The 19,746-nt window shown below is 64.3% G+C and carries 15 protein-coding genes and 3 pseudogenes; 9 read left to right on the forward strand and 9 right to left on the reverse strand.

Annotated elements, in window-relative coordinates:
• The first annotated feature begins 13 nt into the window (after nucleotides 1–13).
• The 4 genes from M3330_RS13950 (at nucleotide 14) to M3330_RS13965 (ending at nucleotide 3,974) form a co-directional block, all read left to right on the forward strand.
• Nucleotides 14–1,102, forward strand: a complete 1,089-nt coding sequence (locus M3330_RS13950) for a helix-turn-helix domain-containing protein (RefSeq protein WP_255024996.1) — start codon at nucleotides 14–16, stop codon at nucleotides 1,100–1,102.
• Nucleotides 1,103–1,996: 894 nt separating this feature from the next.
• Nucleotides 1,997–2,611 carry a TetR family transcriptional regulator gene (locus tag M3330_RS13955; protein ID WP_037215953.1) on the forward strand — a complete coding sequence of 205 codons (615 nt, stop codon included), beginning with the start codon at nucleotides 1,997–1,999 and terminating at the stop codon, nucleotides 2,609–2,611.
• A gap of 446 nt (nucleotides 2,612–3,057) precedes the next feature.
• On the forward strand, nucleotides 3,058–3,588 hold the full coding sequence (locus M3330_RS13960) for a MarR family winged helix-turn-helix transcriptional regulator (RefSeq protein WP_072740544.1): 531 nt from the start codon (nucleotides 3,058–3,060) through the stop codon (nucleotides 3,586–3,588).
• Nucleotides 3,589–3,662: 74 nt separating this feature from the next.
• Complete coding sequence (locus M3330_RS13965) at nucleotides 3,663–3,974, forward strand: DUF5313 family protein (RefSeq protein ID WP_229566219.1); 312 nt, start codon at nucleotides 3,663–3,665, stop codon at nucleotides 3,972–3,974.
• Between the two features lie 21 nt (nucleotides 3,975–3,995).
• Here the strand turns inward: M3330_RS13965 and M3330_RS13970 are convergent, their stop codons facing one another.
• Nucleotides 3,996–5,252: an IS701 family transposase gene (locus tag M3330_RS13970; RefSeq protein WP_255028908.1), complete on the reverse strand. Its 1,257-nt coding sequence runs from the start codon at nucleotides 5,250–5,252 to the stop codon at nucleotides 3,996–3,998.
• 352 nt (nucleotides 5,253–5,604) lie between these two features.
• Here M3330_RS13970 and M3330_RS13975 point away from each other — a divergent pair.
• Nucleotides 5,605–6,042, forward strand: a pseudogene (locus M3330_RS13975) (ParA family protein); the annotation flags it as partial.
• A gap of 106 nt (nucleotides 6,043–6,148) precedes the next feature.
• Here M3330_RS13975 and M3330_RS13980 read toward each other — a convergent pair.
• Nucleotides 6,149–6,922 carry a 3-carboxyethylcatechol 2,3-dioxygenase gene (locus M3330_RS13980; RefSeq protein WP_255025002.1) on the reverse strand — a complete coding sequence of 258 codons (774 nt, stop codon included), beginning with the start codon at nucleotides 6,920–6,922 and terminating at the stop codon, nucleotides 6,149–6,151.
• Here M3330_RS13980 and M3330_RS13985 point away from each other — a divergent pair.
• Together M3330_RS13985 and M3330_RS13990 are read left to right on the forward strand one after the other, a co-directional pair.
• Nucleotides 6,864–7,217 (forward strand): annotated as a pseudogene (locus M3330_RS13985) (glutathione-dependent formaldehyde dehydrogenase); the annotation flags it as partial. The gene M3330_RS13980 and the pseudogene M3330_RS13985 sit on opposite strands and share 59 nt — an antisense overlap.
• Before the next feature lie 234 nt (nucleotides 7,218–7,451).
• Nucleotides 7,452–8,227, forward strand: a pseudogene (locus M3330_RS13990) (VOC family protein).
• A 201-nt stretch (nucleotides 8,228–8,428) separates the two neighbouring features.
• On the opposite strand, the gene M3330_RS13995 reads toward M3330_RS13990, so the two are convergent.
• Nucleotides 8,429–9,379 (reverse strand): phosphatidylserine/phosphatidylglycerophosphate/cardiolipin synthase family protein, encoded by a 951-nt coding sequence (locus M3330_RS13995; protein ID WP_255025004.1) that lies wholly within the window; start codon nucleotides 9,377–9,379, stop codon nucleotides 8,429–8,431.
• Nucleotides 9,380–9,462: 83 nt separating this feature from the next.
• Between M3330_RS13995 and M3330_RS14000 the strand changes: the two genes are divergently transcribed.
• A complete protein-coding gene (locus M3330_RS14000) occupies nucleotides 9,463–10,554 on the forward strand; it encodes an IS630 family transposase (RefSeq protein WP_255025005.1) in 1,092 nt (363 codons plus the stop codon).
• A 1,034-nt stretch (nucleotides 10,555–11,588) separates the two neighbouring features.
• Here the strand turns inward: M3330_RS14000 and xdhC are convergent.
• From xdhC to M3330_RS14030, 6 genes are all read right to left on the reverse strand, one after another.
• Entirely contained in the window at nucleotides 11,589–12,413 is an 825-nt protein-coding gene (gene xdhC / locus M3330_RS14005; RefSeq protein WP_255025006.1) for a xanthine dehydrogenase accessory protein XdhC, read from the reverse strand.
• The gene (locus M3330_RS14010) at nucleotides 12,410–13,348 is read right to left on the reverse strand and encodes a molybdopterin cofactor-binding domain-containing protein (protein WP_255025007.1); all 939 of its coding nucleotides are present in this window, start codon (nucleotides 13,346–13,348) and stop codon (nucleotides 12,410–12,412) included. Before M3330_RS14010 ends, xdhC begins: the two co-directional genes overlap by 4 nt.
• 20 nt (nucleotides 13,349–13,368) lie before the next feature.
• Nucleotides 13,369–14,667 carry a molybdopterin cofactor-binding domain-containing protein gene (locus M3330_RS14015; RefSeq protein ID WP_255025008.1) on the reverse strand — a complete coding sequence of 433 codons (1,299 nt, stop codon included), beginning with the start codon at nucleotides 14,665–14,667 and terminating at the stop codon, nucleotides 13,369–13,371.
• Nucleotides 14,664–15,986 carry a xanthine dehydrogenase small subunit gene (locus M3330_RS14020; protein ID WP_255025009.1) on the reverse strand — a complete coding sequence of 441 codons (1,323 nt, stop codon included), beginning with the start codon at nucleotides 15,984–15,986 and terminating at the stop codon, nucleotides 14,664–14,666. Before M3330_RS14020 ends, M3330_RS14015 begins: the two co-directional genes overlap by 4 nt.
• A gap of 121 nt (nucleotides 15,987–16,107) precedes the next feature.
• A complete protein-coding gene (locus tag M3330_RS14025) occupies nucleotides 16,108–17,148 on the reverse strand; it encodes an isopenicillin N synthase family oxygenase (RefSeq protein ID WP_255025011.1) in 1,041 nt (346 codons plus the stop codon).
• Between the two features lie 195 nt (nucleotides 17,149–17,343).
• Entirely contained in the window at nucleotides 17,344–18,723 is a 1,380-nt protein-coding gene (locus M3330_RS14030) for a uracil-xanthine permease family protein (RefSeq protein ID WP_255025014.1), read from the reverse strand.
• A 184-nt stretch (nucleotides 18,724–18,907) separates the two neighbouring features.
• On the opposite strand from M3330_RS14030, the gene M3330_RS14035 reads away from it, so the two are divergent.
• Nucleotides 18,908–19,468 (forward strand): helix-turn-helix domain-containing protein, encoded by a 561-nt coding sequence (locus tag M3330_RS14035; protein ID WP_255025016.1) that lies wholly within the window; start codon nucleotides 18,908–18,910, stop codon nucleotides 19,466–19,468.
• Nucleotides 19,469–19,746: the final 278 nt, after the last annotated feature.

Consider the following 19,746-nt stretch of genomic DNA (forward strand, 5'->3'; position numbering starts at 1 on the left):
GGCAGGAACGAATATGCAAGAGCTACTCGGACGGATCGCCCGCCTCGATCCCAGCGCCAGTTTGGGTCTGCGTGTCATCGCGTGCTTCGACGAGTTGATCGTCGGCAACGTCAACACCCGTGCCCTGCTCGCAACCGCTGCCGCGCTGGCCGGTTGTACTGCAGGGTTCCGGCAGAGCGTCCCGCCGCGGACTCTACGAGTCACTCCGAAAGGAGAAGCAGTGCAGGGTCAATCGCCGACAGATCCTTCGAATCTGCACGTGGCGTCGGAGGACGGCATCGACGTCTGGCTCGAACGCGGCGGTGCTGCTGGGCCGAACGACGCACTCATCCTCGAGCGCTTGGCACTGGCTGTGCGGATCCGGAACGGGCGTGGAGCCCGGGAGATCGACAATCGCCGCCACCTCGGCATACTCACCGGTCGCGAGAGCATTCCCGACGAGCGCTTGACCGCGGCGAGTGCGCTCGGATTGTCGGCAACGGGCCTGTATCGCCTCGTTGTGGCACCGCTGTTCGCGGTGTGGCGCAATCATCCCGCCGGCCCGGAGGACGTGATCGCCACCCCGTTCGGTCCGGTCCACGCCATCGTTGTGCCGGAGCGGTACCCGCCGTTCGGCGCTTCGCCGTGCGGTATCGGAACAGCCACGCCGCCGGACTCGTTGGATCGGTCGTTCCGGACCGCGATGGTCGCTCTGCGCCTGTGCCGAACCCCGAAGGAACCCCAGGTTGTGGCCGACTCCTACGGGGGTCTGATCGAACTGCTTGCCGACGCCGATGAGCACGCTCCGCACAGCGACGCCGACCGTGTCGAGGCCATCGCACACTACGCCTGGGGGATGGCGACGATCGATGCCGTCGTCGCTGCGCAGTCCGTTCGGGAAGCGGCGCGACTGCTCAACATCCACCACAGCACGCTTCAGAGCAGGATCGATACCATCACTGCGACACTCGGTTTCAACCCGTTCGAGGGATTCGGGCGCAGCCGGCTCGGGGCAGCGTTCCTGCTGCATCGCTTGCGTACGTCGACGGTCCTCGACCTGCCGGCGGCTGCGGCACCCGGCAATGTCGCCGTGCTCGGTCCTGCTCGCCGCGCGACGGTATGAGGCCGTCAACGCTTCATGATGTGGTCTCGGTCATCTCGGTGCCGGTTCGGTGCGTTGGCGTGTCGGTGATCGCCGGAAGCGGCACAGCGTTGTGCGGGTGATGTCCCTGCGACGTCAGCTCCGGGCGGCGGAGCCGTCTTCATCCCAGTCGGGCAGGGCCGGCACTCGGGTGGCGAGGGCGGTATCGGCGACGATCAGTACGACTGCGATTGCGCGAGCCAGAGGCCGGATTACGAGGCTGGAAATCACCAGAGAACGGTCTTCCTTGGTCGTATGTCGTTCGGTGGAGCCGAGGCGTCCCGTCGGGAGAACGGGTCTGCCGATCGCGATCAGACCTGCCATCTACGTGCCGGAGGTGATCGTCCGGGCGGTTCAGCTCGGACGACAGCAGCGGTAATCGAGTATTCAACTATAATTATGCTACCCGGTTCCGAAAATCAAGTCGATCATGTCACGCGCCGAACGAGCAGCCGGACTCCCGAATCGGTCTCTGTGAGCGGCACTGCCCTCGTTCGTGGGAAAGCGTAAAGAGGATTCCGATAAGGGAGAGCGCTCCGACGGTGGGAGCGATCGGCGTACCGGCTGTCCCGCAAGCAAACACCGACGAACGGCATCGATGGGACATGGCGGGCCCTTCAATCGAACGGATAGGACACAACCCGCCCTACACGGGTCGGCGTGGAAGTTCCCGGATGCCCTGCCCGTTGGAGGGGGCAGGCAGGGCATCCGGGGCGGGGTCGGTTCACCGACCGGGAACCACGGTCCGCCTACAGGGGGTGACGGATCGTGGTGGTGTTGCAAGATCGTCTTTATCGGTCGCATCGCGCGTCGCCTATATTTACGGTACCGAGTACCCAAAATCAAGTCTCGGGTCGAAAAGAGGGGGGGAATGCGATGGCTACCGGCAGACGTGGGCGTCCTCGGGTGTCGTCTCGCGCGCAGGTCGAGGTCGCCGCGTTCGAACTGTTCCTCGAACGAGGCTATGCGGAGACGTCGATCATGGATATCGTTGCGGCCGCGGGGATCAGCAAGACCACCTTCTTCCGGTACTTCTCCAGCAAAGCGGCACTCGTGTGGTTTCCTTTCGAGGAAAGTACCCGCGATCTCCAGCGCTCCTTCGGCACGGTTGACGACGAGGTGCCGGTCATGGAGGCGATCCGGGCCGGGGTGATCGATACGGTAGCGGCCCGACTCGACGACGAGGGCGTCTGGACCGCCCAGATTCGGATCCTCGACGCCTCACCGGAATTGCAGGCCGAGGGTGCTCAACGGTGGTTGGTGTGGTCCGAGGTCGTCTCGACGTTCGTTGCGTCCCGTATCGGTACGCGTCCGGCGGCGGTGGTGCCGGCTGCTGTCGGGGGTGCGGTGCAGTCCGTGGTGCTCGCCGTCCTGCGCGAGGGAGTGAGGTCTCCCGCATCCCCCGGTGAGGTGTTGACCACTCTCGATAAGTCGTTGGCTTCGCTGGGGAACAGCCTGCAGAAGTGGATCGACGAACAACCTTACAAGTAAGGCGCATCGGCCTCCTCTGCAGTGGCGGACCTACGTGCGAGATGTACCCGAGGTCCAGTGACGTGCGCATCATCGATGTACCGGATCGATGCACCGCCGGTGGCGGTGGTGGTCTGCCCCCGGACGGGACCCACCGTTTCCCGACCCGTCGCCGTCCGGAATGCCGGCCGTCGATCGTGAGGCGCCGCATCGTGCCGACCCGCAGGCCAGGCAGGGTTCGTCGCCGCTCGACCCAATGGGAACTGATGAAGTATCTGGCCGGTGATGCGCGTGGCGCCGCTGGGTTCGGTATTCGCGACACTTCGAGGGATCGGAGTGGGTGCGCAGGTGCGAGGCGCACTTGTTCGGATATCGAACTGCATCGCAGGTCGTGCCGGTGATGCACATCTCAAATATTGCTCGCACACGATTCGTTCGCGCACGACTGAGTCCGGTATGCTCGTCCTGTGACCACAGGTGACCTCGCTTCGATCGGGAACGACGACCTCCTGGCGTTGGACCGGCAGGTCTGCTTCGCGCTTGCCGTTGCCAACCGGGCCGTCCTGGCTGTCTACCGGCCTATCCTCGAGCCTCTAGGCCTCACTCACCCGCAATACCTGGTGATGTTGGCGCTGTGGGAGAAAGCTCCGATGTCGGTCAAGGCGATCGGCGAAGCGCTGGCTCTGGACTCGCCCACGCTCTCGCCTTTGTTGAAGCGCCTCGAAGCCTCACAGCTGATCACTCGTTCGCGCAGTCGTGTAGACGAACGTCAACTGGTCATCGATCTCACTGCCCAAGGTCGAGCCCTGCGGAACGAAGCCCAGAAAGTCCCGGTCGCCGTGGTCGAGAAGCTCGGTGTTTCGCCGGCGGAGCTCCAGGAGCTGCATCGGGCACTGACCCTTCTCAATGATGCTGCAGCACATGCAATAACCAGTTCGGATCGACGTCCGTCCCGAGATCCATCCGAGCCACCGGATACAACGAAGGGAACGCTGTGACGACCCCGCTTCGCACACGACCTACCGTAATTCAGCGCCTGGCCTATGTGGTTGGCCGCCCCCTGCCTCCGCAGATGCAGGACTGGGTCCGTAACGACATCCTGGGGCCGGGCGGCGTGCGCCGCTATCTCCTCAGGTGGAATGTACCGGTCATCCCGCTGCTGCTGTTGTTCCTGCTGATCCCGGGACCGGTATGGATTCCCGTCTCCATGATGATGTTGCTGCTCTTGCCCTGGACGTACTTTTCTGTGGCGTTGATGAGCATCTGGCAACGTCATCGACTTCAGCAACACGGTCTCGATCCTGATCTGCTCGGTGCGAAGGCGCAGGCGCGTGCCTCGCGTGAACGCGAGGACTACGAACGTCGGTTCGGTCGCGCAGCCTAGTACTACAGCTGTAGATCGAGCTCAAGGATGCGCTGACCTGCGGTTCTGATGATATATCCGAGCTCGTTGCTGATGCTGTCGCCGCCAGATCGACCAATCCAAGACCCGACTACCACCGAGATGTAATGGCGTCAGCACCAGAGCGACGAACAACCGTCGGAATTCATTGATGCTCAACCGAATCAACGAGGAATTACCCTGCTCGACGGTGCGCTGGGTAGCAGTGGCCGCAGCGAGAAACGCGTGGGCGAGCATGACCAGAACGGTCCAGCGATGCCAGGACGTCCACGTGCGAAGCTGATGTTGATCCAATCCCGTCAGGCCTTTGCCGGTCTGGAAGGATTCCTCGACGGTCCAGCGGCGACCGGCGACGCGCACCAACTCGGCCAACGTCACTGGGGCGGGGCTGTAGCAGTGGTAGTAGGCCAACTCCCCGGTCGTGTCGTTGCGGCGGGCGAGCACCGAGCAGTGCCCACCGCAGGCGGGGGCATCGGTGGTGTCGATCCACGCCCACGAATACCAGCGCGGCCCCTTGGCTCCGTCCCCGGCCGACAGTCGCCGCCACGCTCGTCGTGGCAGCGCAGCAACAAGTTCGTCGACACGACACCGACCGCTGACGGTGTCCACCTTCCGGTTGCAGCCGATCGCCAGGACGTACCCGATCTGCCTTTCCTGCAATGCCGTTCGCAGGTCCGGGCAGGAACCGTAGACTTCGTCGCCGGCGACCCATGCGGCAGGGGTGCCGGCGTCGAGAGTGCGGGTGATCATTTCGGTGGCCAGGGCGGGCTTGGTCGCGAACTCCACATCCTCGGGCACTCCGGCGTCGGTGCGGCGGTCGTGGTCCTCGGCCCACGAGCGTGGTAGGTACAGGGCACGGTCGATCAGAGCATGGCCTTTCGAGCTGGTGTAGGTCATGTAGACGGCAACCTGGCAGTTCTCGATCCGCCCGGCGGTGCCGGAGTACTGGCGCTGTACCCCGACGGTTTTCGTGCCCTTCTTCACGTGCCCGGTTTCGTCGACGACGAGCACCGCGTCGGGTTCGGCGAACGCGTCGATGATCATCGCTCGGAGGTCGTCGCGGATCTCGTCGGCCTCCCACGTGGCCCGCGACAGTAAGTGCTGCAACTTGTCCGGTGTGGCATGTCCTGACAGTTCGGCCATCGTCCAGCAGTTCTTGGTTTCCAGCGATGAGAGCACCCCTACGACGAACGCGCCCGCGTTCCGTGCCGCTTCACGGCGGGCGAACCGGGGCGTGATCGTGTCGATCAGCGCGTCCAGGCGCTGTCGCCAGCGTTGATGGTCTACCCTCAAACCCGCGGTTGCCGTGGGTGTCTTCGATGACTTCACAAACCACGAATCATGCCCCGGCAGCCGCCTTCACCAGCGTCAACGCGCCGCAATCCCGACAGATCAGCGATCTACGGCTGTAGTACTAGGCAATGTCCGCAACCCTGACGCGGAGTCAGGGTTGCGGACCGGCGCCTATCTCACCCATGTCGGCGGGTTGTCGGGCAGCAGGGCCATCCCCGGTGTAACCGGAGGGTGAGTGTGTACTGCATATGGCGGCGACAGTCGTCGTTCGGAGTAGCGGTGCTGCGCAAGCCGGGGAGAAGAAGATCAACTCGTCGGCGGTGACGACGACGATGTTCAGTCCCCGGTCGCCGCGATCTCCGTCGACCCCCAGGGCTCCGCAGTCTGGTGGGCCTCACGTGTCGAGGAACTGCCGTTTATGATCGACCAGGTCCACGACAACCTCGACGTGCTACGTAATCTCGACAAGTTGCCCGGCATCAAGCACGTCTATGTCGACACCCCGGGCTGGATCGACCTGTCCGGTGCCGACGACGGCACCGATGTCCTCGGCACCGGTAGTTCCGCCGACGCGTTGCGCGCGGTGCTCGAGGTCGCCGATCTGGTCATCGTTCCGATCGAACCCGAGCCGCTGTGTCTCGATCCCACCGCGCGCACGATCAAGCAGGTCATCGAACCGCTCGGCAAGAAATTCATTGTCGTGGTGAACAATTGGGATCCCCGCGACGGCAAGGTCGACCTCGAACAGACCCGCGAGCCTGCAGTAGTGCACTGCTTGATAGCCGCGGCGGTGCGGTGATGGTCGCGCTCAGTCGGATTTGTCGAACAACGACAGGAACCTTTTTCGTGGGTTCAGGTGCCGGTCATTTCGTGTGGTTCGAGGAGAGGGTGAGGGCTGTCGTGATTGCGAATCCTGCTATCCACTCCGGGATTGCGCGGTAAAAGCTCGAGGTGACCTGGTAGGGGCCGTTGGCGTGGAGCGCGGCGTAGGCGACGATCCAGGTGCGCACCTCATGGGACGAGTGGCCGGCCTGCTCGACGAACCAGTCATTGGTCCACGTGTCGATTTGTTCGAGTTCGCCGGATGCCAGAATCTCGAGAAGATGCTGGTCCCAGTGGGGGTTCAACGGCTGAATGGTGGCGGTACCGGCAGCGAAGTCTCGACCGGCGGTGATGACGCGTTGTTCGCGGGCCTTGCGTTCGGCGTCGCTCGGATTGCGGCCGTCGATCAACCGTTCGCGCACCTGCTCAGGCGAGCTGGTGAACTGCGGAATCGGTGGGTCGTGGGAGAGCCCTCCGGATCCGACGAACACGACGCGTTTGTCCAGTTTGTTGGCTGCTCGTCCGACAGCTTCGCCGAGCAGCCGAACTCGGCTGACGGGGCCGAGGGGTTCGGGGACGGAGTTGATGAAGATCGGCACGGTCGGTACTGCGATGATCGATCCGACGAGTAGTTGTAGAGCCTGGGCGAAACCGTGGTCGACGTGCATGCGTTCGGAGAACGCGGCGTCGATACCGCTGTCGAGTACTTCGCGCGTAATAGTGCGGGCGGCGTCGCGGTCGACGTCGAGGGGGCCTGCGCTGGGGCGTAAGGCGATGGAGATGGCCGGGGTGGATCGGCTCGATGCGCTGTACACCGCGATCGACGCCGTGCGGCGCGGTGGAACGATCTCGATCAGCGGGGTCTACGGCGGCATGAAGGATCCGCTGCCGATGATGACGATGTTCGACAAGCAGCTGCAGCTGCGTATGGGTCAGTGCAATGTGCGGCGGTGGACCGAGGATTTGCTGCCGCTGGTCGACGATCCCTCGGACCCGCTGGGCGTGCTCGACCTCGAGACGCACACTGCGCCGCTGGATGGGGCGCCGGCGATGTACGAGAAGTTCCAGAAGAAGAAAGACGGCTGCATCACGGTGGTCCTCAAGCCGTAGCCCCGGCCGGGCGGCGCGACTTCCCCGTGGGATCGGGCTCGGACGGTCATGCCTCGACCGTGGTCCGGTGGTCATGGGCGCAGTGCGCTATCCAGTGATGTGCTTGTGGTGACATGCGGACCGAACGGGCGGTACCGACGGTTCGCGAAGCACGACAGTGAATCCCTGGCTCTGCCGTCGAATGTCGGTGCCGCGGGCTAGCGTCGAGTGTGTCCACCCGGCGGAGGAGCAGCGATGAGCGCGGTCACCACGAATCAACCTCTCGGCACCCCCACCTGGATCGACCTGGGCATCCCGGATCTCGACCGGGCGATGGCCTTCTACGGGTCGGTCTTGGGTTGGGAGTTCGACATCGGACCGGAGGAGTACGGCAGGTACACGATGTGTCTGCTCGGCGGCAAAAAGGTCGCCGCGCTGATGCCGAATCTGGACGAGAACGCGACGGAGTTCTGGTGGAACGTCTACCTGGCGACTTACGATGTCGATGCGACGGTCGCTCGGTCCGTCGCTGCGGGCGGCGCGCTGCTGACGGAGCCGATGGACATCGCCGACCAAGGTCGGATGGCGATAGTGCGGGATCCGTCCGGTGCGCAGTTCGGCCTGTGGCAGGGACGGGCACATGTCGGTTGCGAGCTCGTGAACGAGCCGAACACATTGTTACGCAACGACTTGGTGACCCCGAACCCCGGTCCGGCGCGGGAATTCTACGCGGCGGTGTTCGACTTCATCTGGACGGGAACGACGACCTGCCCGGCGTGGATTTCACCTTTCTGCGCAGACCGGATGGGCACGAGATCGGCGGCATCGTGGGTGACCCGTCCGCCGCGGCGTCCTCCTGGGGCACGCTCTTCCAGGTAGTCGATAGCGACGTGGTCGTCGCCGCGGCCCGGGCCGGCGGGGGTACCGCGGACGATCCAACGGATATGCCGTACGGGCGGACTGCGGAGGTCACCGATCCGTTCGGTGCGAAGTTCACAGTGGGTTCCCCGCTGCGGGGTGTACAGGGGTAGACGCTCCAATCGTGCTATCTGCCCGCAGTTGGTGCGTGCTCGGTGGCGCCGACAGTGATCGCGGCCCGTCGGCCTGGGTGCTTTGAAGAGGCGGCAGCGCCGCTCCTTGCGAGCGTCGCTTCCTTTCGGCTTTTGCGTTGAGCGGATCCGCCATCGGATTGTTGGTCAGAGTGGAAGCAAGGTGTGCGGGGAGTCGAGGGGTTATAGCCTCCACAACCGCAGCAATGCTGCGCGCAGGCTCGGGGAGATGACACGGTGATCGTTGTGCAGGCGCGGGTTCGGGTGGCCGTGCTCGGCGAGGCTTCGCGCGGCGTCCGCTATTGAGATGGGGTCGAGGTCGGTGCGGACGCGTAGCCGGTAGGCCACCGCAGAGCGGGTGTGGGGGATGCGGTGCGGGCCGGTGTCGACGACGGCCGGCGGATGCAGCCGGGTGTCGTCGACGCTGATCCGGAGGATGACGTCGCCGGGCTGCAGGAGGGTGCGGCGGTCGGGACCGGGAGTGTTCTGGCGGATCCATGCGGTGCGGTAGCGCGGAGCCGACCCGTTTCGGCCGGTGGTGGTTGCGGCCCATGATGTTTCGTCGTCGTTGGTGCGGGTGTAGTCGCTGAGGTGCCGTAGGAACATCCGGCGCACGGGGGTAGGAAGAAAATCGTGACCGGTGCGGGTGCGGCTGCCGATCCCTGTTAGGGGCACCACTCGTCCGATCTGCCAGATCGCGGTGGCACTGTCGAGGAATACGTCGTCGACCACGACAGTGTCTTCGAGATCGTCGAGGAAGGCGTGTGCGGCGGCGATGGCGTCGGGGTCGTCGGTGATCAGCGCGGTTTCGTCGGCCACGGTGGAGCTGATCGAGGCGCTGGCAGGGCCGACGATCACCGTCTCGCCGGTGAGGATCAGGCCGGTGTGCAGGTTCGGAGTCGACAGCACGCGCACGCCGGCGTTGAGGAAGTGGGCGAGGACGGTGGGGGAGGTGGCGTGCGCGCGGACGGCGGGTCGTGCGGCGTTGACGATGAGTTGGTCCCCGGCGCGCAGTGGTAGCAGGTCGGGGGCGGTGTGGTCGAGGTAGGCGATGGCGACACGGTGGGGACCGGGTCCGCGGAGGGTAGCGGTGATGTGTGGCCAGGGGTGGGGTGCGTGCAGGGTCGTACCCACGGTCGGCACGGTAGCGAAGGATGATGCGGTGCGCGGGCTAGTGTCCTGAGTCGTAAATTATCCACCAGTTGATACTGTTGGGTATGGCGACTCGGGGTCCGCGTGCTGCGGTGATTGTTCTCAGTGACGCGGAGCGGGCCGAGTTGGAGGGCTGGGTTCGCCGTCGTACGAGTGCGGCGGGGTTGTCGGCGCGGTCGAGGATCGTGCTGGCCTGCGCGGACGGTGGATCCAATTCTGAAGTGGCGCAACGACTCGGTGTGGACCGTTCGACGGTGCGGCGATGGAGGGATCGGTTCGTCGAGGCTCGCTGCGATGGGCTCCTCGACGAACCGCGCCCGGGCCGGCCGAGGACGGTGAGCGACGCAAAGATCAAGGACCTGATCACCGCGACGCTCGAATCGACACCGAAGGATGCGACGCATTGGTCGACACGGTCGATGGCGGATCATCTCGGCATGTCGCAGTCCACTGTCTCGAGGGTGTGGCGAGCGTTCGGCCTGGCTCCGCACAAACAGGACTCCTGGAAGCTGTCGAAGGATCCGCTGTTCACCGAGAAGGTTCGTGACGTCGTCGGCCTGTACCTGAACCCGCCGGAGCGGGCTTTGGTGCTGTGCGTGGACGAGAAGACCCAGATCCAGGCGTTGGACCGGACGCAACCGATCTTCCCGATGCTGCCAGGCACGCCGCAACGCGCCAGCCACGACTATGTCAGGAACGGAACGTCGAGCCTGTACGCGGCGCTCGACATCGCCAGTGGGAAGGTGATCGGCTCCCTGCACGCCCGGCACCGTGCCACCGAGTTCTTGGCGTTTCTTCGCAAGATCGATGCCGAGGTGCCCGCAGATCTCGACGTGTGCCTTGTGATGGACAACGCCTCGACCCACAAGACCCCGGCCGTCAAGCGCTGGCTCACAGCGCATCCCAGATTCGTTATCCACTTCACGCCTACGAGTTCATCGTGGATGAACTTGGTGGAGCGGTGGTTTGCGGAGCTGACGAACAAGAAGCTTCGCCGCTCCGCCCACCGATCCGTGCGACACCTCAACGCCGACATTCGCGCCTGGATCGATACCTGGAATGAGAATCCGCGACCCTATGTGTGGGTGAAGACCGCGGATCAGATCCTCGAATCCATCGCGAACTACTGCGACCGAATTAACGACTCAGGACACTAGCCGGCCCGTTGCAATCATCGCTTCCAGATGGGCCGAGATTTCGACGCTTACGCTGTTGGCTCGTCGCAGATTGCCAATGTTGTTGTCAGGAAGGCGAAGTGATTCTGCTGGAACCGGTATTCGGTTCCCGATGGTGGGCGCTCCCTTGCCAGCAGGCCAATGAGGCCGGGCGGTGCCCTGATCCACGGTGACATCCGATCTACTCGATTAGTTGGACTGATTGGTTCGACCAACCTGACCGTATGAGTCAAGGAGTCGAACCAAAAGCCTTGGACAGGCATAGAAACTGTTGATTTACAGATCGACATAACGGCGCAATACGGCGCAATTGCCAATGGGGGCTGTGAAACATCGGCACAATATGGCGCAATTGGCGGATGTCTTCAACGCTGTCGAGTCGGTTGGCGAAGGCGGGGCAGTTGATGGGGTTCTGCCGTTCGACTCGAGCGGTCCTCGAATCGGAGGCGTGCAATCACCGCCGGGTCGAGGTGGAGCGTGTTCGCCGATCCGAAGCAGAATCGACAGCACGTGCACCGCGGTTGCTTACACCGCTTCGGGATGAGCCGCTCCACAGTGCTTGTCGGATCACCTTCACAGCGAGGAACGTGCCCAACCCGCATGACCGGCGCAGCAAATGTGAGTGCTTCGACCCATGGGGCGGCTCCTCGGCGAGCCGGAACCAGTCGCGCACCTCTTGAGCTTCCTCGTCACTTCGTCCCCCGGCCGGGTGGGAGTCGGCTGATGTTGCGTACTGCGAGGTCCAGACCGTCGAGGACTTGTTGTGCGGTGTACTCGGTTGCGTCGGAGGCGGTGTCACGGTGTGGCGGGATGTTCAGTGGAAACACTCCTTTTCGCAATGTTCCGAAATGTCGGACCGTGCAGTGCCTCGGGACAATGTCGGAAGTGTGACTATTCCGACAGCGTCCGTGGCAAAGGAAATGGAAGCAGCGGCTACGGAGTACGACGTATACCCGCGGGGCGGAGGTCGACCCGTGGCGAGAGTTAGTTGACGCCGGGGCCGGCAATGGAGCGTGTCATGCGACCATCCCGCTATTCGTGGTGTCATGGGAATTCTCGATGCCTCCTGCGGCATGTTCGATGAGGGTCAGCACTTCCGCCGCGACACTGACGGCGATCGAGGCGGGCCGTTTGTCGGTGATTTCTGGCACGCCGATGGGGCAGCGGATGCGCTCTAGGTTGCCGAGGCCGGCTCCGCTGAGTTTCTTGCGGAAGTTGGTCCATTTGGCTGAAGACCCGATCAGACCGATTGACCCCAGTCCAGCGGTCCGCAGCGCGGCATCACAGATCGCCAGGTCCTCGGCGTGGTCGTGGGTCATCACCAGGATGTGGGTTCCCGCTGGAAGTCCCTCGAGCGCCTGCTCGGGGAGCAACGAATGGTGACGGGTCATGACCCGTGCAACGGCGTCGTCGACGAACTTCAGGCGCTCGGGTGCGAACTGCGGTTCCCGAGAGTCGACGAGATACAGGTCCAAGTCGTGGCGGGCGAGGATGCGGGCCAGTTCGAGTCCGACGTGGCCGAACCCGAACACCGCGACCGCGGGCGCTGTGGCCATCGGTTCGAGCAGGAGGGTGACCTCGCCGCCGCAGCATTGCACACCGTGCTGATAGGGCGCCTTGTCGGACAGCGCGATCGTCACCAACTCCGGTGACGAGCCCAGGCTGCGGGCCCGCTCGATGGCGACCTCCTCGAGGTTGCCGCCGCCGACGGATCCGAATGTCGCGTCGGCGGTGACCACCATCTTCGCGCCGGCCTCGCGCGGTGCGTGACCGCGCACCGCTGCGACGGTCACGAGAACTCCGCTCACGCGGTCGCGGCGCAGGCGTTCGAGCGTATTCATCCAGTCCATACCGTGCTCCGATCACCCGTGCCAGCGGCCTCGCGCACTCGGCAGACCGCCCAAAAGACCTGCTCGGGCGTCGCGGGAGAAGCGAGGTCGACACTGGTCCCGGGCGGGCCGAACGCCGCGACGGCGTCGCGGATCGCTTCGCGCGCGGACATGGCGAGCATGAACGGCGGCTCACCGACAGCTTTCGATCCGTACACCGCGCCGTCTTCCGTTGCATTCTCGAGCAACTTCACGTTGAACACTTCGGGAACCTCGGAAAAGCTCGGCAGTTTGTAGGTGCTGGCGCCTTGGGTCTGCAGGCGGCCACGGTGCGGGCCGTTGCTTTCGTCCCACCTCAGATCTTCAAGGGTGAGCCAGCCCAGCCCCTGAATGAATCCGCCTTCGAGCTGTCCGATGTCGATCAGCGGTGAGAGGCTGTCACCGACGTCGTGGACGATGTCGACACGACGGAAGGTGTAAGCGCCGGTGAACCCGTCGACCTCGACTTCCGTGGCGGCAGCGCCGTAGGCGAAGTACTTGAACGGTCTCCCGCGCATCGCGGCGCCATCCCATTCGATGCCTTCGGTACGGTAGTAGCCGGCCGCGGAGAGCTGGATCCGCGACAGGTATGCGGTGGCGATCTTCTCCTCCCACGTAGTGCCCGCGACACCGTCGAGACGGGCAAGTATCTGCTCGCACGCGTTCTTGACCGCGGCACCGTTGAGATCTGCGCCGGACGAGGCGGCGGTGGCGGACGTGTTGGGGACCTTGTCGGTGCGTGTCGGCGCCAGCCGGATCTTCTTCATCGGGATCCCGAAGGCGGTGGCCGCGACCTGCAGCATCTTTGTGTGCAGGCCCTGCCCCATCTCGGTGCCGCCGTGGTTGATCAGGACCGAGCCGTCCTTGTACACGTGGACAAGAGCACCGGCCTGGTTGAAAGCGGTCAAGTTGAACGAGATTCCGAACTTCACCGGTGTGAGCGCCAGGCCGCGTTTGCGGTGGGGTTCGTCTCATTGAACGCCGCCACCTCTGTGCGGCGGGTGGCCAGGTCGCCGCACTCGGCGAGTTCGGTCCAGATCCGGTCGAGTCGTTCGGGGTGACGGACCGGCTGCCCATATGGCGTCGTCTGACCGTCTCGGTAGAAATTGTGGTGCCGTAACTCGACCGGGTCGATGCCCAGCAGTGGGGCGCAGCGGCCGAGGATGTCCTCGATGACCAACATGCCTTGGGGACCGCCAAACCCGCGGAACGCGGTCTGGGATGTCTTGTTGGTCCGAGCGATTCGCCCCGTTGCTCGCAGGTTCGGGATCCAGTAGGCGTTGTCAACGTGGCACAACGCGCGAGAGAGGACGGGTTCGGACATATCGAGACTCCACCCGCCATCAGAGGTGAGCTGTGTGTCCAGGGCGACGATGCGCCCGGTGTCGTCGAAGCCGGCGCGCCACGTGGTGTGGAAACCGTGTCGCTTACCGGACATCGTCATGTCGAGGTTGCGAGTTAGGCGTACGCGCACTGGACGGCCCGTGAGGGTCGCCCCGAGCGCGGCGATGGCGGCGTAGCCGTGTGGCTGCATCTCCTTTCCTCCGAAAGCTCCGCCCATTCGCAGGCACTGCACCGTGACCTCGTTGCTGCGGATACCGAGGACGTGCGCCACGATTTCCTGGGTCTCGCTCGGGTGTTGGGTGCTGGACTGGATGAACACCTGGCCGCTCTCGTCGACGAGGGCGAGGGAGGCATGTGTTTCCAGGTAGAAGTGCTCCTGCCCGGAGAACTCGAACTCACCGGAGAACACGTGGGCGGCGTCCGCGAGGCCCGCATCGACATCGCCGCGGTCGAGCTGGAATGCGTTGCCCTGGAAGCTCTGCGCAGCAATCGCTTCCCGGACCGTGATGATCGAGTCGAGTTGCTCGTACCGCACGTTGACGGCCGCGGCACCGAGTCGCGCGGCTTCGAGGGTGTCGGCGAGGACCCAGCAGATCGCCTGTCCGTAGAACATGACCTCGTCGGGGAACAAGGGTTCATCGTGCTTGATGCCGCCGTCGTTGACACCGGGTACGTCGTCGGCGGTCAGAACTCGTACGACGCCCGGGACCGTCAGTGCTGGTGCAGGATCGAGTTCAGCGACGCGCGCGTGCGCGTAAGGAGCCCGGGCCGGAAAGGCATGCAGGACGTTCATCGTGCGCTCGACAAGGTCGTCGGTGTAGAGAGCCTGCCCGGTCACGTGCAGGCCTGCGCTCTCGTGAATCATGCGGATTCCCACGCTCATGCTCGCGTCCCCTCGAGTTCGCTGTGGAACTTCACGAGCGCCTGGCCGAGCATCGCGGACCGGTAGGCCGCGGTGGCGCGGTGATCGTCGAGTGGTGTTCCTTCCGATGACAGGACCGCGGCCGCAGCACGGACGGTCTCCTCGTTCCACGATTTGCCGAGGAGGGCGGCTTCGGCCGCGCGGGCACGGATCGGAGTCGCTGCGACCCCGCCGACCCCGATCGCGGCCCGCCGTACGCGGCCTTCCTCGATATCCAAGGCGAGTGCAACGGCGATGCTGGAGATGTCGTCGAAGCGGCGTTTGGCGACCTTGTGGAACGCGGTCAGTCCGGCGAGGGGCCGGGGAATGCGCACCGAGACGATCAGTTCATCGCTGCGCCGTACGCTCTGCCGGTAGCCGGTGAAGTAGTCGGCGAGTGGGACGATTCTGCGGCCTTCTGTCGAGACCAACTCGACCTCGGCGTCGAGCGCAAGGAGGGCGGGGGCCATGTCACCGATCGGTGATCCGGTTCCCAGGTTGCCACCGATGGTGGCGGCGTTGCGAATCAGTCGTGATGCAAACTGGGGGATCAGCTGCGCCAGCAGAGGAACCGTGCCGTCGAGGCGGCGCTCTATCTCGCTCAAGGTGAGCGCGGCACCGATCTCGACATGGTCGTCATCGACGAGCAGATGGCGCAACTCTTCCAGGTGCCCGATGCCAATCCGAAGTGCGGGACGGGCTCCGCCGATATTGGCTTCGACCGCCACATCCGTCGAACCGGCCACCGGCCGCGCCGAGGGGTCCGCCGCGATCATCACGAGTGCCTCGCTCAGGTCGCCGACACGAATGTAATCGGCGAAGCGTGTGGCGACGAGTGCAGGCGGCGGATCGAGCCTGCGTGAGGTCAGGGGATCATTGTCGTCAACCGATCCGATGGAGTTGGCGGCGTCGCGGATCGGCCGGTATCCCGTACACCGGCAAAGGTTGCCGCTCAGTGCGTGGATGTCGAAGTCCTCCCCGCGGTCCGGGCGGTAATACTCGGCTGCCATGCTGCAAACGAATCCCGGTGTGCAGTAGCCGCACTGGGAACCGCCCTTGATGGCCAGCTCGTTCTGTACTGGGTGCAGATCGTCGGGGGTGCCGAGGCCCTCGGCGGTGACAACCTCTTGCCCTGTCAACGCCTGTGCCGGCATGAGGCAGGCGTTGACAGCCACCCACTCGGTCGGTGCTGCCACACCGGGGCGTGCGAGGAGGATCGCGCAGGCGCCGCACTCACCCTCGGCGCAGCCTTCCTTCGCGCCGGTTAGGCCACGCTGGCGGATCCAGTCGAGAGCATTCATGTGTCCTGGTGGGTCGAGGGGAACAATTGTGCCGTTGACGGTGACGGCTCCAGGCATCATGTGATGCTCCGATCATGCAGGGTGGTGGCTACCCACCCGAGTGGGTGGCGGTCTTGGGCGGTTAGTTGACTGAAGCGGCCATGGCCCGGCGGCGCAGATACTCGCCGGCCTGAATGCTCGGCAGGCCGGTGTTCTTGCCGATGGGTGCGGGCATTGGCTCGATGACGGCATCGACGTTGGCGTCACAGAACTGGATCAGCGAGATCAACTCTTCCTTCGGCGCCTCCTTCTGCGGCGGGAGGACGCGATGGCGGGTCGAGCACCAACGGTCTCCGGTCCAGCGAGCCATGAGGTCCCCGATGTTGACGACGAGGGTGCCCTCCACGAACGGGGCATCGAACCATTCGCCATCTGATTCGACCTGGAATCCGCCGTAGCCCACCTGCCGGTCGAGGAGGGTGAAGATGCTCCAGTCGGTGTGTGGTCCGACGCGGAACTGTCCGTCCTGCGGATCACCGGTTTCCTCGAGCGCCGGGTAGCGGTTGATGTTGAGGGTGCGGCTTCCGTTGGAAGTGCGGTCGATGAACCACTCCCGACCGAGATCGAGGGCTTCGCCGCAGATCCGCAGGAGCTCGTCATAGAGGCCATACATCACGTCCATGTAGCGCACGGCGTGCAGTTCGAGCTCGGGTACTTCGGTGGGCCAGACGTTCGGTTGGAACCAGTAGTCGTCGATGTCTGCGTTACCGCTCAGGTGGTTTCGGCCGATTGTGTAGCTCTCCTTCATATCCGGTCGCGACGCATCGGGATCCTCACCGTCGAAAGAGTTGGCTTCCTTGCCGCTTGGCAGCCAGCCGCGGCCACCGACGGTGGTCTCGTACTTCGCCTTGACCTCGAATGGAAGGGAGAAGAACTCCTTCGCCGCCGTCCGCAGGTCCGCGCCCAGCTCGGGGGGCACGCCGTGGTTGGCGAGCATCAGGAACCCGGATTCCTGCATGGCGTAGTCGAGTTCGCGTGCGACGGCCTTCTGGGTGGTGGGGTCGCCGGAGCGCCAGGTATCGAGATCGATGATGGGGATGTGTGGTGTGCTCATAGTTACTCCGCTCGTGTGGTGGTGTGGGTCGGCGTCGACGACGCTGTCGAGGCCGTGGTCGTGGCGCACTACCGCGGCAACGCGGGACGTGCAGTCAGTCTTGAGGAGTCGACGAGGTCGGCGGTCGCGCGGGCTGTCTTGTCGGCCAGAGGCAGCGAGTTCGCGTGGCGGGTGCAGCGAGCGAGACCTCTGCGCTCCTCTTGCTGTCGGCACCGGTGTAGGGGCTGGAGTCGACCACCGGCACCCCGCAACCGGAGGGTGGATTCAGGACGCGACATGCGGCTCCACGATTGGTCCGGTGGGGTGTGCGGTGATATTCGGTGGCGTAGTGAGAGCACTGCGCGCCGACGCGCCGAGACGGGTGTGATTGAGAACGAGGTTGAGAACGAAAGCGGTGAGCGCGGCCAGGGTGATTCCGCTGCCGAGTACGATTTGCGCCGAATCCGGGAACTTGGTGAACATTCCCGGCATGAAGGTCGGCAACAATCCGACGCCGACGGTTGTCGCAGCGATGGTCATGTTGATTGGGTCGCCGAGGTCGACCGTGCGCAGGGTGTTGACTCCAACGATCGCGACGACGGCGAATAGGATCAATCCGACCCCGCCCACAACGGGTGCGGGAAGGCCGGCGACGAAGGCGCCCAGCTTCGGGACCAAGCCAAGCGAGATCAGGATGATGCCGCTGACCGCAGTGATGTAGCGGCTGTAGATACGTGTGGTCGCGACCGCGCCGACGTTGTTGGCGTAGACAGTGTCGATGAAGGCGTTGAACACGGCGCCCACCACACCCGAGACGCCATCAGCCGTCAGGCCTCGTGCGAGATCGCTTCGGCTGACTGGTTTTCCGGTGATCTCACCGAGTGCGAGGATGCTGGCCGTGGACTCGGCGAAGATCACGACCATCACGATGCTCATCGCCGCGACCGCTGTCACCGGGAATTCGGGTGCACCGAAGTGGAACGGGGTGGGAATACCGAACCAGGCGGCGGTTCCGACGGCGCTGAGGTCGTAGAGCCCCATCGGGATTGAGAGGGCAACTCCGATTACGAGGGCGATTAGCACGCCGAGTTGCCGCCACAGTCCCCGGCCGAGGCATAGCACTGCAACAGCGACCAGGATGACCAGGGCGGCGAGGCCGATGTTGGTGGGAGAGGCGAAACTCGATGCGGTGGCGTCCTGCCCGACGATCAATCCGCCGGCCACGCCGATCAGCGACATCCCGACCACGGTGAGGACGGATCCGGTGACAAGTGGCGGAAAGTACCGAAGAAATCCGGAGAACAGCCAGGCGAGGGGGATGCCGATCAGGCCACCGACGAGCATGGACCCGTACACCGCGGGCATGCCGTACTGATGAGCGATAAGGATCATCGGGGCGAGCGCAGAGAACGAGCCGCCGCAGATGATCGGCAGCCTGATCCCGATCACCCGGCCAACGCCAAGGCTCTGGACGACGGTGATGACACCCGAGATCAGCAGGTCTGCGCAGATCAGCATGGCGATTGTTGGGGCGTCGAGGCCGACGGCGGCACCGAAGATCAGCGGGACGCTGACGCAGCCGGTGTACATGATCAGCACGTGCTGCAGGCCGAAGGCGAACAAACGTGCGATGGGCGGACGAGTATCCACAGGATGTACGGGCATGAACTACCCTCCAAAGGACGCAGGATGGAATACCAATATTGTCCTGAGTAATAGTTATTTGACGAGGTCGATAGCGTCACGCTTAGGTTTCCTCGTGTGACATCTCGTTAACACGCTCGCGCAGTGGCACTGTGCGCTGAGTCGCGCAGGCCAGCTCCTGGAGACTGCCTGGTAGTTTTTCGCTGTGGACGATGACCAGCTCCTACTTGCCCGTTCACTGGGCGCCTCCATTCGATCGGCGCGCAACGCGGCGGATATCACTCTGACCGGACTGGCCGAGAAGACGGAACTGTCGCAGCCGTTTCTCAGCCAGATCGAGAACGGTCACACGACGCCCAGCGTGTTGAACCTGCACCGCATCGCCAAGGCGCTCGGTACGACGGCACACGATCTTCTCGAGCGGGGATCCCGGCTCCCGACCAGAGTGGTGCGTGCAACCGAGAGTCGCTCCTACAACCTCAGTCCGTCTTCGGTGATGCGATTCTGTGTTGCCGGCACCCGGCTGATGGATTGCAACGAGGTCACGGCGGAGCCGAACAGTCGAGCCGACGCGGCCACCACTCATGAGGGCGAAGAATTCGTCTACGTCGTCGAGGGCGAGGTCCGACTGACCATCGACGGCAGCGACTACACCCTCGGCCCGGGCGACACTGCCTACTATGCCGCCACGACCCCCCACCAGTGGTCTAACGACACCGACCAGCGGGCGCGCTTCCTCTTCGTCGGAACCCCGCCGAGTTTCTGACCGGTCCCCCGCCCCTCCAAGTCGTGGTCTCGGCCCCGCAGGGCAATGTCACCGATTTCCGTTCTCGCTGAACGGGGCATCCAGCGCGACGTCGGCCCCGCCCAAGTGGGCAGCTTGGGCGGGGGATCGGCGATCACGACGACTTTCGCGCCTGTCGCGGCGGCAGCCGAGACAGGCGCCGCCATGTGGGCGCTGCCGCAACTATTGCGTCTCTCAAGGACCGAGGCCAGCATTGTCCTCGCCAGGTGATCTGCCCCAGTACTAGTGCAGCGAGGGGC

It is taken from the genome of Rhodococcus sp. GA1 (genome assembly GCF_024321955.1).
Classification (GTDB): Bacteria; Actinomycetota; Actinomycetes; order Mycobacteriales; family Mycobacteriaceae; genus Rhodococcus; species Rhodococcus pyridinivorans.

Excerpts from the sequence above, each read along its gene's own strand:
- M3330_RS13950 (WP_255024996.1), top strand. The coding sequence starts at position 14 with ATGCAAGAGCTACTCGGACGGATCGCCCGCCTCGATCCCAGCGCCAGT.
- M3330_RS13955 (WP_037215953.1), top strand. The coding sequence starts at position 1,997 with ATGGCTACCGGCAGACGTGGGCGTCCTCGGGTGTCGTCTCGCGCGCAG.
- M3330_RS13965 (WP_229566219.1), top strand. The coding sequence starts at position 3,663 with ATGCAGGACTGGGTCCGTAACGACATCCTGGGGCCGGGCGGCGTGCGC.
- M3330_RS14000 (WP_255025005.1), top strand. The coding sequence starts at position 9,463 with ATGGCGACTCGGGGTCCGCGTGCTGCGGTGATTGTTCTCAGTGACGCG.
- xdhC (WP_255025006.1), bottom strand. The coding sequence starts at position 12,413 with ATGAATACGCTCGAACGCCTGCGCCGCGACCGCGTGAGCGGAGTTCTC.
- M3330_RS14015 (WP_255025008.1), bottom strand. The coding sequence starts at position 14,667 with ATGAGCGTGGGAATCCGCATGATTCACGAGAGCGCAGGCCTGCACGTG.
- M3330_RS14020 (WP_255025009.1), bottom strand. The coding sequence starts at position 15,986 with ATGAATGCTCTCGACTGGATCCGCCAGCGTGGCCTAACCGGCGCGAAG.
- M3330_RS14030 (WP_255025014.1), bottom strand. The coding sequence starts at position 18,723 with ATGCCCGTACATCCTGTGGATACTCGTCCGCCCATCGCACGTTTGTTC.